General features: G+C 61.8%; 16 protein-coding genes. 4 read left to right on the forward strand and 12 right to left on the reverse strand.

Translation table 11 applies throughout. The features are described 5' to 3' along the window. Nucleotides 1-54: 54 nt before the first annotated feature. The 3 genes from P0Y65_06785 to P0Y65_06795 all read right to left on the reverse strand — a co-directional run bounded on the left by P0Y65_06785 (nucleotide 55) and on the right by P0Y65_06795 (nucleotide 2217). Nucleotides 55-465, reverse strand: a complete 411-nt coding sequence (locus P0Y65_06785) for a type II toxin-antitoxin system HicB family antitoxin (protein WEK05954.1) — start codon at nucleotides 463-465, stop codon at nucleotides 55-57. 10 nt (nucleotides 466-475) lie between these two features. Next, the gene (locus P0Y65_06790) at nucleotides 476-664 is read right to left on the reverse strand and encodes a type II toxin-antitoxin system HicA family toxin (GenBank protein ID WEK05955.1); all 189 of its coding nucleotides are present in this window, start codon (nucleotides 662-664) and stop codon (nucleotides 476-478) included. 77 nt (nucleotides 665-741) lie between these two features. Further along, nucleotides 742-2217 (reverse strand): AMP nucleosidase, encoded by a 1476-nt coding sequence (locus P0Y65_06795; GenBank protein ID WEK05956.1) that lies wholly within the window; start codon nucleotides 2215-2217, stop codon nucleotides 742-744. A 592-nt stretch (nucleotides 2218-2809) separates the two neighbouring features. Between P0Y65_06795 and P0Y65_06800 the strand changes: the two genes are divergently transcribed. Then, nucleotides 2810-3349 carry an SMI1/KNR4 family protein gene (locus tag P0Y65_06800; protein WEK05957.1) on the forward strand — a complete coding sequence of 180 codons (540 nt, stop codon included), beginning with the start codon at nucleotides 2810-2812 and terminating at the stop codon, nucleotides 3347-3349. Between the two features lie 154 nt (nucleotides 3350-3503). On the opposite strand, the gene P0Y65_06805 is transcribed toward P0Y65_06800, so the two are convergent. The 3 genes from P0Y65_06805 to P0Y65_06815 form a co-directional block, all read right to left on the reverse strand. Beyond that, a complete protein-coding gene (locus P0Y65_06805; protein ID WEK05958.1) occupies nucleotides 3504-3812 on the reverse strand; it encodes a hypothetical protein in 309 nt (102 codons plus the stop codon). 145 nt (nucleotides 3813-3957) lie between these two features. Beyond that, on the reverse strand, nucleotides 3958-4737 hold the full coding sequence (locus P0Y65_06810; GenBank protein WEK05959.1) for an SDR family oxidoreductase: 780 nt from the start codon (nucleotides 4735-4737) through the stop codon (nucleotides 3958-3960). Next, nucleotides 4734-5066: a nuclear transport factor 2 family protein gene (locus P0Y65_06815; protein WEK05960.1), complete on the reverse strand. Its 333-nt coding sequence runs from the start codon at nucleotides 5064-5066 to the stop codon at nucleotides 4734-4736. Before P0Y65_06815 ends, P0Y65_06810 begins: the two co-directional genes overlap by 4 nt. A gap of 135 nt (nucleotides 5067-5201) precedes the next feature. On the opposite strand from P0Y65_06815, the gene P0Y65_06820 reads away from it, so the two are divergent. Next, nucleotides 5202-6116, forward strand: coding sequence for a LysR substrate-binding domain-containing protein (locus P0Y65_06820; GenBank protein WEK05961.1), 915 nt, complete (start codon nucleotides 5202-5204; stop codon nucleotides 6114-6116). A gap of 211 nt (nucleotides 6117-6327) precedes the next feature. Here P0Y65_06820 and P0Y65_06825 read toward each other — a convergent pair whose 3' ends face one another. Further along, nucleotides 6328-7020: a hypothetical protein gene (locus P0Y65_06825; protein WEK05962.1), complete on the reverse strand. Its 693-nt coding sequence runs from the start codon at nucleotides 7018-7020 to the stop codon at nucleotides 6328-6330. Between the two features lie 11 nt (nucleotides 7021-7031). Next, a complete protein-coding gene (locus P0Y65_06830) occupies nucleotides 7032-7532 on the reverse strand; it encodes an RNA polymerase sigma factor (GenBank protein ID WEK05963.1) in 501 nt (166 codons plus the stop codon). A 123-nt stretch (nucleotides 7533-7655) separates the two neighbouring features. Between P0Y65_06830 and P0Y65_06835 the strand changes: the two genes are divergently transcribed. Then, nucleotides 7656-8993, forward strand: coding sequence for a S8 family serine peptidase (locus P0Y65_06835; GenBank protein WEK05964.1), 1338 nt, complete (start codon nucleotides 7656-7658; stop codon nucleotides 8991-8993). 63 nt (nucleotides 8994-9056) lie between these two features. Here P0Y65_06835 and P0Y65_06840 read toward each other — a convergent pair whose 3' ends face one another. Both P0Y65_06840 and P0Y65_06845 read right to left on the reverse strand, forming a co-directional pair. Next, nucleotides 9057-9761 carry a hypothetical protein gene (locus P0Y65_06840; protein WEK05965.1) on the reverse strand — a complete coding sequence of 235 codons (705 nt, stop codon included), beginning with the start codon at nucleotides 9759-9761 and terminating at the stop codon, nucleotides 9057-9059. A 315-nt stretch (nucleotides 9762-10076) separates the two neighbouring features. After that, a complete protein-coding gene (locus tag P0Y65_06845; GenBank protein WEK05966.1) occupies nucleotides 10077-10334 on the reverse strand; it encodes a hypothetical protein in 258 nt (85 codons plus the stop codon). 47 nt (nucleotides 10335-10381) lie between these two features. Here P0Y65_06845 and P0Y65_06850 point away from each other — a divergent pair, with 47 nt between their 5' ends. Next, a complete protein-coding gene (locus P0Y65_06850) occupies nucleotides 10382-10723 on the forward strand; it encodes a hypothetical protein (protein ID WEK05967.1) in 342 nt (113 codons plus the stop codon). 34 nt (nucleotides 10724-10757) lie between these two features. Here P0Y65_06850 and P0Y65_06855 read toward each other — a convergent pair whose 3' ends face one another. Together P0Y65_06855 and P0Y65_06860 are read right to left on the reverse strand one after the other, a co-directional pair. Further along, the gene (locus P0Y65_06855; GenBank protein WEK05968.1) at nucleotides 10758-11357 is read right to left on the reverse strand and encodes a histidine phosphatase family protein; all 600 of its coding nucleotides are present in this window, start codon (nucleotides 11355-11357) and stop codon (nucleotides 10758-10760) included. Then, the gene (locus P0Y65_06860; protein ID WEK05969.1) at nucleotides 11354-12397 is read right to left on the reverse strand and encodes an ABC transporter ATP-binding protein; all 1044 of its coding nucleotides are present in this window, start codon (nucleotides 12395-12397) and stop codon (nucleotides 11354-11356) included. Before P0Y65_06860 ends, P0Y65_06855 begins: the two co-directional genes overlap by 4 nt. Nucleotides 12398-12401 lie beyond the last annotated feature (4 nt).

Below are 12401 nucleotides of genomic sequence, written 5' to 3' on the forward strand. Positions count from 1 at the left end.
GCCTCGGCAGCGCGAAAATGAAAAAGCCCGGCAGCGATGTCGGGCTTTTTTGTTTCAGGCAGACCGCTTGAGCTTGTCGCGCGCTGCAGCGGCAAGGAAGGCTGAGCGGGTTATCCCGAGGTGGGCAGCTTCGCTGTCGATGGACTGCAACAGTCCTGCATCAAGCGAAAGATTGGCGCGTACCGATCGGCCACTTTCGAAATAAAGGGGAATGGTCGCGATCATGCCACCTGTTCCCAATCCGTATTCATTCGACTTCAGCAACTGGGCATAGCTGCGAGGCTCGGGAACGTCCTGACCGTCGCCCACCATATCGGTTACCCATTCCGACAGTGCGTCCGTTGCATTGGCGACGACCTCTTCTTCCGTCACGCCCATGGCGGTGCAGCCGAGGGCGTCCGGGAAGTAGGCTCCATACAACTCTTCTGTCTCATCATAGTCGATGACAGCGATGTAGCGGGACATATTGGTTCTCCTACTTCGTCCAGCCTGCAATCCTGGCGATTGATTGTGCCACGCCGGGTGTCAAAGTGCGATGCCGGGGCACTAAGATGAAGGGATGGTCAGGCTTGCGAAACTTGGCGTGCTTGGTTCCGCCGGCCTCTTCCCAGCCTTCGCGAAGCAGCCGAGCAACGATCTTGCCGGTATTGGTTTCGTGCTGCATGCGCAAAGCACTCCATGCGCACAATATTGCGCATGGAACCTATATCATCAAGTGGTGATGCGCAAAATAATGCGCATTCATTGAAACGCCGTCTCCGCGAAGCTGCGCAGTTTGCGCGAGTGCAGCCGCTCCGCCGGCTGGTCGCGCAGGATCTCCATCGCCCGTAAACCGATCTGCAGATGCCGGTTGACCTGCGTGCGATAAAAATCCGAGGCCATGCCGGGGAGCTTCAGCTCGCCATGCAGCGGCTTGTCGGAAACGCAGAGCAGGGTCCCATAGGGCACCCTGAAGCGGAAGCCGTTTGCCGCGATAGTCGCCGATTCCATGTCCAGCGCCACGGCGCGCGACTGGCTGAGCTGTCGAGTGATTTCCGTCTGGTCGCGTAGCTCCCAGTTGCGGTTGTCAAAGCTCGCCACCGTGCCGGTGCGCATGATCTTCTTGGTCTCGACGCCTTCGGTATCGGTGATCTCATGCACCGCCTGTTCCAGCGCCACCTGGATTTCGGCCAGTGCGGGAATCGGCACCGACAGCGGAAGGTCGGCATCGAGCACGTGGTCCTCGCGCACATAGGCATGGGCCAGCACATAGTCGCCCAGTTCCTGAGAGTTGCGCAGGCCGGCACAATGGCCCAGCATGATCCAGGCATGCGGGCGCAACACGGCGATATGGTCGGTGATCGTCTTGGCGTTGGACGGGCCGACGCCGATATTGACCATGGTGATCCCGCGACCACGATCCGCCGTCAGATGATAGGCCGGCATCTGCGGCGCACGCACCGGCGCCGTGCCGGCGACAGTGCCGCCGCGCAGCGCATTGTCGGTGACCACATTGCCCGGCTCGATGAAGCTCTCATAATGGGGGTGCCCGTCAGCCATATACTGCTTGGCCACGCGGCAGAACTCGTCGATGTAGAAGGCGTAATTGGTGAAGATCACGAAATTCTGGAAATGGCTGGGATCGGTGCCCGAATAGTGGCTCAGCCGGAACAGCGAATAGTCGACGCGTGGCGCGGTGAAGGCCGATAGCGGGTAGGGGCCGCCCTTGGGGGGCACGAAAGTGCCATTGGCGATTTCGTCGTCGGTGTTGCCGAGGTCAGGCGCATCGAACATGTCGCGCAGCGGAATGTTGAGCGCGTTCAGCGCCTCGCCGTCGATTCTTTCATTGGGCCGTACGGCAAAATGCAGCGGGATCGGCGTATCCGATTCGGTGATGTCGATGGTGCCGCCGTGGTTTTTCAGGATGACGGTGAACTGCTCCTGGAAATAGGTGCGGAACAGTTCGGGCGCGGTTACCGTGGTGCGATAAAGCCCTGGGGTGTGCAGGAAGCCATAGGGGAGGGTGCTCTCGGTCTTGGAATAGCTGGTGGACCGCACTTCCACCTGCGGATAGCAGGCGCGCACACGGCCCTCTGGCACCACGCCCTTGGCCAGGGCGTCGAGATGGCTGCGGATGAAGCCGGTATTGCGATGATAGAGCTCAGCCAGATACTCCCAGGCCTTTTCCGGATCGGTAAAGCTCTGCTTGTCGAGGCGGGGTGGGCTGATCGTGGTCATCTGTGCTCTTTCATCTCGCGGCCCCGGATTGAGCCGTCGTCTTCATTGGGTTAGCGCTGCATTGGGCTGAAGCGTCTATCGTCATCAAATGACAGCTTAGCGGCGCAGCATCAACAAAGCGCTGACGTCCGTCATGAATCTCACTTCGGTGTGAGCGCTACTTTTCTCGCCGCAATTGGCCACCATCTCTTGTGCAAGTTCACTGGCACGGCAAGCGACCCATGCAAACCGGTGAGCGAGGAGCATTGCGCAGGGCCGCTTGTCCCCCAAGCCCTCAACAGCGCGGCCGGCCGATGTTCTACAGGTCCGTAGTGGCGAAAGCCGCTGCGGACCTTTTGTTTGTTGGGCAGCAGGCCAGTCCGTTGCCGACCGCGTTGGGATCGATCAGCGAAGCACGCCGCCGCGTTCAAAGTGGACTTGGTTTTGACCTTCAACGTACCGCAGTTATCGCCGCCCACCTTGTAGGCTGGTCACCAGATCCAGAACCGAGCCAGCGTCATAGGATTATGATTGATTGCAGGATATCGTCGAATGGCGGGCGCCTTCCTGCCTATGCAGACCGGTAGACCGACTATAGCGTGGTGAGAATTCAATGACGCAACGATGGATCAAGCGGCTTCAGACTGGAAGGGCAAACGAGCAGGTGGTCGAAGCCATCGAAGCCTGGGAGCATTCAAGCGGCATGCGCCTGCCGAATGACTACCGCGCCTTCATGACGCGATATAACGGCGGTCGCGTCTATCCGCTCATGTTCAGGCATACAGCGCGAGAGCCGGGCGATGAGCCAAATCCGACAGAGCATTTCCTCGATCCCCTCAACGACTGGCACCGCGTCGTGACCTGGCGCGAGGAACTTGGCGACAGGCTCCCTATGGAAAGCCTCGTCATCGGCCGGGATCCTGGCCTGATCGAACTTGTCCTGTCGCTTCGGCCGCACGATCATGGCCATGTCTATAGCTGGGTGCGTAATCATGGCGGCACCTGGTCGTCCCCCGAAAATGACTATCTCTGCCTGCAGGCCCCCTCCTTCCGGACCTTCGTCGAAAGTCTCTATGAGGACGAAGACGGCGACGGCCACGACTATTGGGACATGCAGTCCGGCGAACCGGAAGCATGCCGGCTGGATTTCTAGAGGCGACCGACAGAGGGGCCTCTATCCCTGAAATCTATCTCGGAGCCGCCAATCCGACCACCACCCCGATGGCGTCGGGCCAGCTGACCCCATCCCGGCCATTCAACGTTGGCGCCAATGAGCCCAAAAGCGGCCGTCTCATCCAGGCTGGGCCCTAGTCGTTGGATGTGACGCTGACATCGAGTTCTCCGCCTATCTGCACCGTCTCGGTTTGCTTGTCGAAAACGCAGATGATGGCTGCCACCCTTCCGGACGCGCCGGTCCCTGTGACAATGGCCAGGCCATAATTCTCGCTACCGAAGGGATCTACGATGGCCTGCGGGTTTTCGAATGTTCCTTCGGCGGCGGCGACACAGCTCTCTTCAACTTTCGCAACGAATTCTGCCCAGGCGTCTCCGGATGCGGCGAAGGCCGGCAGAGCACCCAAAAGAACGATCGCGACCGCGGCCATGTATTTCGTCATGCGATTTTCCCTCAGTTTGGTAATGCCAACTACGCAGAGTCAGGTGGCAAAATGGAGACGGTGCGCAGACAAGATGGGCACATATAAATCTGTGCCCACCCTTGTGCGTTGATGTCGGAAGTCGACGATTGCGTACGTCGGACACTCAGGTGGTCGGAACGGTGCCGCCGTCGATCACATGCTCCGTGCCGGTGATGGAAGACGCTCGATCCGATGCAAGAAATGCTATCAAATCGGCAACTTCCTGCGGCTTGGCTGGCCGTCCCAGTGGTATGCCGCCCAGCGAATCCATGATGACCTGCACCGCTGCGTCGTAGTCGATCCCCGCCTGCTCGGCGATGCGGAGCGCAAGACCATTCTGTCCTGGATCTGCAATCCAGCCAGGAGACACGCGCACCACGCGCACGCCCTTCGCGGACACCTCCTTGGAGATGCTCTTGCTGTAGGTGTTGAGCGCTGCCTTGGCCGATGCATAGCCAGTCGTAGCCTCAGGCAGGGGCAGGCGGTTCTGGATCGAGGTGACGTGGATAACAACACCCTTGCCTTGAGCGATCATGGCGGGGATCAACGCCCGATCGAGCCTGACTGCCGGGAAGAAGTTGAGATTGAACTCCTTGTCCCATTCTTCGTCGTTGAGCGCGGCGAAGCCACCCGAAGGCGACGACGACCCGCCAAGGACATTGACCAGGATATCGATTCCGCCCAGTTCGCGGTGCACCGCGTCGACGACGGCTCGAACGCCGGCATTCGTGGTTAGGTCTGCCTCAACGAATGCTGCCCCGGTGAAGTTGGTTGGCTTGGTGCGGGCGGTGGTCAACACACGCGCGCCCAGCTCTTGGAAAAGCGCTACTGTTGCAGCGCCGGCGCCCATGGTGCCGCCGGTGATCAGTGCCCGGCGGCCCTCCAGTGTGAGAAACGGTGTCATACCGTGATTTCCAGCTCGGCAATCTTGTCGCCAGAGAGGATGAAGAAATACCGGAGGTCGATCGGGCTACCGGGGAACTCCCCGGACACATGCGCTGTCACCAGCGTCTTGCCGTTCTCTTTGGTGATGAAGAACGGCTCGGTAACGGTCGGCCCGAACTTGTTCGAATAGTCGACCTTCCATTGGCGGATGGCAGCATGCCCCATTAGGTCCTCACCAGCATCTTTGATGATGGCATTTTCAGTGAAGACAGCGGCCAGTTCGTCCGGGCCGCCGTCGCGTTCGGCGGTGAAGTAAGCCTCGATGCTTGAGGGCAATTTGATGGTCATTTGGGTATCTCCAGATTTTGCAGCCTTGCCGACTGCGGGCCCGTCTCCGTTGGATCCGGTATCTGGAATTTAGTCCTCGACCATTCCGTCGATAAGCGACATAAATAGGAATGTGGAGTTGCGGAAACAGGGATAATGGCCCGGGATTTGCTTTCTGAATTGGACGCGGTTCTCAGCATCGCTCGGCAAGGCTCGTTTCGCGCCGCAGCGCTTGATCTTGGCCTGTCCACGACCAGCCTGAGCAATGCCATAGCCAAGCTCGAACTTCGCCTTGGCATCCGCCTGTTCAACCGCACGACACGAAGCGTTGCCCTGACCGATGCTGGGAGGGTTTTCGTCGAGCGGATTGGGCCCGCGATGACGGATATCCATGACGCCGTTCTTGGGGCTCAATCCTTGCAAGAAACACCGAGCGGGACGTTGCGCATCAATGCGTTCGCATCAGCTGCCCGCGAGGTTATGGAGCCGCTCATACTCCCTTTTCTTCGACGCTATCCGCTGGTGCACATCGATTTGGTCACCGAGGGGAAGCTGGTGGATATCGTCGCCAGCGGTTTCGATATCGGGCTAAGGCCCGTCAATCTGGTCCCTACCGACATGATCGCGCTGACCCTTGGACGGGAGCGTCAAAATGTCGTGGTCGCGTCACCCGCTTTCGTGCGCAGCCATGGCAAACCTATCGTCCCTGCGGACCTTTATCGGTTCAAGTGCATCCGAGCCCGCTTGCCGAACAACGCAATGTTGCGATGGCGTTTTGAACGAGAGGGTGAGGCGGTTCAGATTGACGTGCAGGGCGCTATTACGCTCGACGAGTCCAGCCTGGTCCGGATTGCTGCGCAGGATGGCATCGGACTTGGCTATGTCATGGCAGCCGACGTGCGGGACGACATAGCATCCGGGCGACTGGTGCAAGTGCTGGAAGATTGGACACCGGCGCTCCCCCCGCTGGCGTTTTATTATCCAGGCAGGAAGAATCCGCCTGCCGCGTTCGCGGCATTCCTACAGGCAGCGAGAGAGTTTGCTTCCGGTCCCGCCTACAGCATCGCTTGAAGACTGATTTTACTGGCGAACTGTTGGATGGCAGTTGGTGGACAAAGCGCTGGAGAAGTCAGCTACTTCGCTTTCCACCCGAAAGGTGCCGGGCCGTTATCGACCCCATCACGGTCGTTCAGATCGCGAACGAGGCTGCCCGAAAGCCGCCATCCTCGCCGGATCGCTAGAGATGGACGTTCTCGCCCCAACCGACCTTCAAGAAATCCACCTATCGGCCAATCAGGCCAAGAACGGTGCGCTCTTCGGCATCCAGCAAGGGAGCGCTGGCGCCGATCTCGGCGAGATATGCATCGAGTGCGGCAAGGCCCGATGCCGTCTGATAGCCCTCCGCCGTGCCATTGGCCACGACCATGCTGACCTGCCACTCTGACTGTGCGCGGCAGGCGACCATCACATAGCCCGGCACTTCGAATTCGCGGCAGAGCCTGCCTTCGCTGTCGGTGAAGCTGGCGACGGCATGCAACACGCGTCCATCCTCCAACGCTTGGTCAGCGCCCGAAGGCACGCTGTCGAGCGCTGCCTGCAGCTGGCTCTGTTCGACCCCGCCCCAGGACGGGTCGGAGGACGGCCGCAGCATGGGCGCCGCGACCACCACCGCTGCGACGCAGGCAGCAACACCGGCCACCGGAAACAGCCAGGCCAGGCTGATCTGCCGGTCCCAAAGCGGCTTGCGCGCCTTGCGAGCAATCATCGCCCGCACCGAGGCCTCAAGCTCGGCCGGCACCGGCTCCAGCAGGGGCGCAAAGCCCTCGCGGGCGAGACTTGCGCCATCGACCAGCTGCTCCAGCCGCTCAGCCAGCGCCGCATCCTGTTCCACGGCCTCTGCCACGGTCGAAAACAGCGGTTCGTCCAGCATGCCATCGGCAAAAGCCATCAGCGTTTCGTCGGAATATTCCGTCATGGCCTGATCCTTCATAGCAACTGCCCCGCTTCCAGGCCGACATCCTCGGCCAGCTTGCGACGAGCCCGGGCCAGCCGGCTCATCACCGTGCCGATCGGCAGATCGAGCACTTCGGCCGCGTCGCGGTAGCTGAGGTCTTCGACGCAGACCAGCAGCAGCAATTCGCGCTGCTCGACAGGCAGCCGGCCGATGGCCTCGAGCGTCTTGCCCAGCACCAGCCGGTTCTCCGGTATGCGCGCCCCGTCAAAGGCGCCGAGATCGCTGTGCTCGACAATGTCGATCTCTTCACCGCGTGTCTTCTGGCGCCGCAGCCGGTCGATCCAGCCATTGCGCAGGATGCGGAACATCCACGCCTCGAAGGAGACGTCGAGAGTCTGCCGCGGACTGGCCAAGGCCTTTTCGCAGGCCATCTGGACAAGGTCGTCTGCGGTATCGGCCACCTTGCACAGCGCAAGCGCATAGCGCCGCAGGCGCGGTAACAGGGGAACAAGGCTCGATCCGATTGTGCTCATGCAGGCTAAGACGCGCCGGGTTGAAATCTATTCCCCGAGCTGTCGCATTTTTTTCTCCGACGTGGAATATCTTGATCCATCAGGCGTCTATCATGGCGAACCCCGACAGTATCGGAGACCCGCTTGCTCCCGCTTTCCTCCATTTCCCTGCGCTCGGCACTGCTTGCCCTCGGCCTTGTCGTCCTGCCACCGCTGGTCCTGGCGCCCTATCTCGCCATGCCGGTCATGGCGCAGGAGGATGACGATGACGACGACGATGGTGGCGACGACGATGACGATGATGGCGACGGCGGCAGCTGGGGCGGTAGCGACGACGATGATGATGACAGCGATGACGACGCTGTCTGGACCGGTGGCTATATCCTCCGCCCCCGTGCCCAGGCACCCGCGCCGGTTGTCATTCCGCGCCCTGATCAGGCCGATGACCAGATCGTCGTGCAGCGCTTGAGCGCCGACGACCGCGCGACCCTGCTGGGTCAGGGCTATTTGCTTTTGGCCGAAAGCCGCGATCGGCTCCTGCTGCAATTGCCCGACCACCTGAATGTCGACGAGGCCCTGTCCCTGCTGCGCGAGACCGCGCCAGCGGCCCTCGCTGCCCCCAACAGCTACTATCGCAGTCAGGCCGTGCCAATGGAATGCGAGGGCGCGCTTTGCGCCCATTGGGAGGCGGTCAACTGGCCGCCGGTGACGGCCGATCCGCTCTGTCGCTTCGAACCTCATATCGGGGTGATCGACACGGGAGTGAACCAGGATCACGCCATGCTCACCAATGCCCGGCTCAGCCTCGAGACCATTGGCAGCGCGGGTGCCGAGCCTTCCGAGCACAAGCATGGTACCGCCGTCGTCGCCATGTTCGTCGGCGCCGCCGGGGATCGTGTTCCAGGTCTTGCCCCGGCAGCGCAACTGCTGGTGGTCGATCCCTTCGGCATGGTGGATGGCGATGAGCGCAGCGACGTCTTCTCGCTGGTCTCGGCGCTGGATCGTCTGGTGGAGGCCAAGGTCGATGTGGCAAGCCTCAGCCTCGCCGGTCCAGACAATCCGCTGCTCGCGGAAGCCGTGGCGCGCCTCCAGACTGCCGGCATTCCAATCGTCGCCGCGGTGGGCAATGCCGGACCGCGTGCAGCCCCGCTTTACCCGGCCGCCTATCCCGAGGTCGTGGCGGTGACCGCCGTTGATATCAGCGACAATATCTATCGGCGGGCAATCCACGGTGATCATGTCCTCTTGGCCGCGCCCGGCGTCGAGATCGCGACGGCGGCGTCGATCTCCGGCGTCCGTCCGCAGACCGGCACGAGCTTTGCCGTGCCCTTCGTCACCACAGCAGTGGCGGCCGCCATGGCCGGAGACGTCCCGGTGGACGAGGCGATCGACGCGCTGATCCAGACCAGTCGCGACCTCGGCGAGGCCGGCCGCGACCCGGTATTCGGCTGGGGGATGGTGCAGATCCCGTCGCCCTGCTGAGCATTTTGCCACTCTCGCGTTTTAGAATCGCGAGAGTGGCAGCCACTTTCGCTGAAAACGCTCCTAGCGGGCGGCGCGAGCAACCTTGCGATACCAGCCCGGACTGGCCAGCGTGTTGCGGAACACCTTGCGGCGCTCCTCGCCTTCCTGCGTGGTCTCGCTGCCGATCTCCATTTCGAGTTCGGTGCCGGCGCGCTCAAAGGGGATGACCTGAACCATGGGTGTGCCCTTTTCGAGCTCATGCAGCCCGTCGGGCCCATGGGCGAAGAAGGGGAAATGGATCGGCGCGGTATAGGTATCGGTATCGACGATCCCCGCAACCGGCTCGAACACGGGATTGGCGCGGTTGAGCAGGGGCACAAACAGGCAGCTCCAGCCCTTGGGCGTGCGGATCGACCAGTAATTGTGGAACTTGCACGGTGGTTGACCGGATTTGGGATGGCCGGCCACCTGATGGCTGCCGTGATTGCTGACCATCACCTTGTCGAAATCCCAGCCCGCCGTCACCGACTGGCCACCGTCCTTGATGTCGAGCCGCACGGTCGCGGCCAGCGGGATGACATAGCCGGTCATCATCGCGTCGAGAAACGGCATGCAGCGCTTGACCGTCAAGCCCGTATCATCATGCGCCCGCTTGTTCGGATCGACCGCCGGCAGCTTGCGGAACCAGTCCGGCAGGTGCGTCTTGGCGGGAACGGGTGGCGCAATCACGCCCTCGTCCTCGGGGGCGCAGAGAAAACGGATCATGGGCTTGGACCGGGCGAACATTTTGGCTCCTCGATTTCAACTATTGAGGGCAAGACGTCTGGCGTCGCCAAATATTCCCACGCGAGAAAAACAAAAATCTTTGGAATAGATCCGCGGCCCGGGCGTCTTTCTGCTCGGAGCCAGTCGAGCTCCCAAGCTGAAAAGGAGATATCCGATGGGCAAGTCCATCACGATAACAACCCTCGCCGTTGCCGGCCTCATGGCCGCCAATGCACCGTCCCAGGCCTATCAGGTCGAAAGCCCCCAACCATCGCTTGCCGTGACCTCGGCCAATGAAATGGTCGCCGACTCACGCCGCTCGGGCCTCGTCTACGACTATCGCAACGGCAGTTGGAGCGATGGCGGCAGCTCGAGCAATTCCAACTCGAACTCGAACTCCAATTCGAGCAGTAATTCCTCGTCCAACTCCAACTCGAATTCGTCCTCCAATTCGAATTCGAACTCCTCGTCCAACTCGAGCTCCAACAGCTCCTCGAATTCCTCGAGCAATTCGTCTTCGAACTCCTCCAGCAACTCCTCGTCAAACTCGTCGAGCAATTCCTCGTCGAATTCATCCTCGAACTCGTCGTCCAATTCGTCCGACGACGACGATTGATCTGGTCAAACCAAGGAGCTGAACCATGAAGATGCCCATCAAGGCCATGAGCCTTACTCTAGCCCTGCTGCTCGGAACGACCAGTCTGGGCCTCGCCGCCAGCGTCGAAACACTCGATGCCAAGCCTGTCGCCCAGGACACCGGCACTGTGCTGGTCGCCGATGACGACGACTTCCGCCCCTTCTGGTGGCGCAATGCTGGTTCGACCTGGCAGGGCGGTGGCTGGGACGACGATGATGACGATGACGACGATCACGATGATCGTTGGGACGACGACCACGACGACGATCGTTGGGACGACGATGACGACGACGATCGTTGGGACGACGATGACGACGACGACTGGGATGATGATGACGACGATTGATCATCCCCGGCATTCGCGTCCCTGACGCGAATGCCTAGTCCGGCGCATCCAGCACCGGCGCCGCGCCGGTGACATTGAACGCTTCGAGCCGCGCCATGCCATTGGGAAAGGCCAGAATGGTGAGACTGGCCGGTCCGACCGGAATGATCCGCGCCGGTTCGAGCCCCAGCGCGTGATCGAGCGCCGCCCTGATCACCCCGCCGTGGCAGACCAGCAGCGCCGTCTGCTCGGTGCGCTGCAGGGCGCGCATCATGGCGGCGCCGATACGGGCTCGCATGTCGCACCACAATTCGCCTTCGGGCGGCGCATAGGTGCCTGCGCGCCAGGCCAGGTAATTGGCCTCTTCCCGCGCCTTGATCCCGGCAATGGCCTGTCCGGTCCAAACGCCCACGCTATGCTCGCGCAGCCCCGGTTCCCGTTCGGCCTCGGGATAGCCCAGCAGGGCTGCCGTCTCCACGGCGCGGACAAGATCCGAGGTCAGCACAAAATCGGGTCGCCAGGAGGCCAGCAGCGGCGCGAGTGCCCTTGCTTGGTCCTGTCCCTTGGGCGACAGGCTGATATCGGCCTGACCCTGCAGGCGGCGCACCGCATTCCATTCGCTTTCGCCATGCCGGACGAGCAGGAGCCGCTTCACGAGACGCGCCCTCCCTTGTCATCGAACAGCGCCGACGGCGCGTCCGGCAGCTGGAAATAAAGCGTCTCGCCCAGCGGCCCGTGCCCGTCGGCAATGGCGGTGAGGCGCTGGCCGCTCTGCGTTACGCCGGTGACCAGGCGACGCCCGGCCATGGGCACGACTTCGGCCAGCGTGGTCTCGACGCGACGCGGCCCGGGTTCGCGCAGAATGGCAAATTCCTCGGCCCGCACCATGGCGCGGCCGGAGTGACCGCCAAGGGTCTGATCATCCATGGTCCCGAACCATTTGCCCGCCTCCACCGGAATCAGATTGGCCGGCGGCGTGCCGACAAAGCCGGCGACGAAAGCCGAGGCCGGATTTGTGAGAAGGTTCTCCGGCGTATCGAATTGCTCGATCCGCCCATGGTTGAGCACTGCGACATGTGTCGCCATGGTCATGGCTTCCACCTGGTCATGCGTCACATAGACCGAGGTGGCGCCGGTGGCGCGGTGAAGCTTGAGCAGTTCGAAGCGCATCTCGACGCGCAGGGTGGCATCGAGATTGGACAGCGGCTCGTCGAACAGCATGATCGGAGGCCGGGGCGCGATCATGCGGGCCAGCGCCACGCGCTGCTGCTGCCCGCCGGAAATCTCTCCGGGATAACGATTGGCCAAGGCCGAGATGCCCAGCATGTCCATGGAAGAAGCGATCGCCGCCTTGCGCTCCTCAGCAGTGCGTTTGGCGATCTTGAGCGGCCAGTCGATATTGCCCAAAACCGTCATATGCGGCCAGAGCGCATAGGACTGAAAGACCAGCCCCGCGCCGCGTTCCGACGGCGGCAGGAAGCTGGCGCTGGCACCATCGGCGACCAGTTTCTCGCCAAAGCGGATCTGGCCCGAGGTCGGCTGGTCGAGGCCGGCCAGCATGCGCAGCATGGTGCTCTTGCCGCAGCCCGATGGCCCCAGCAGCACGAGAAACGCCCCCTGCGGCACGGAGAAGCTGACGCTGTCCACGGCCATACTGCCGGAAAAGCTCTTGCTGACATGATCAAGCGAAATCACGGTT

Source organism: Candidatus Devosia phytovorans, from assembly GCA_029202405.1.
In the GTDB taxonomy this organism is placed as follows: Bacteria; Pseudomonadota; Alphaproteobacteria; order Rhizobiales; family Devosiaceae; genus Devosia; species Devosia phytovorans.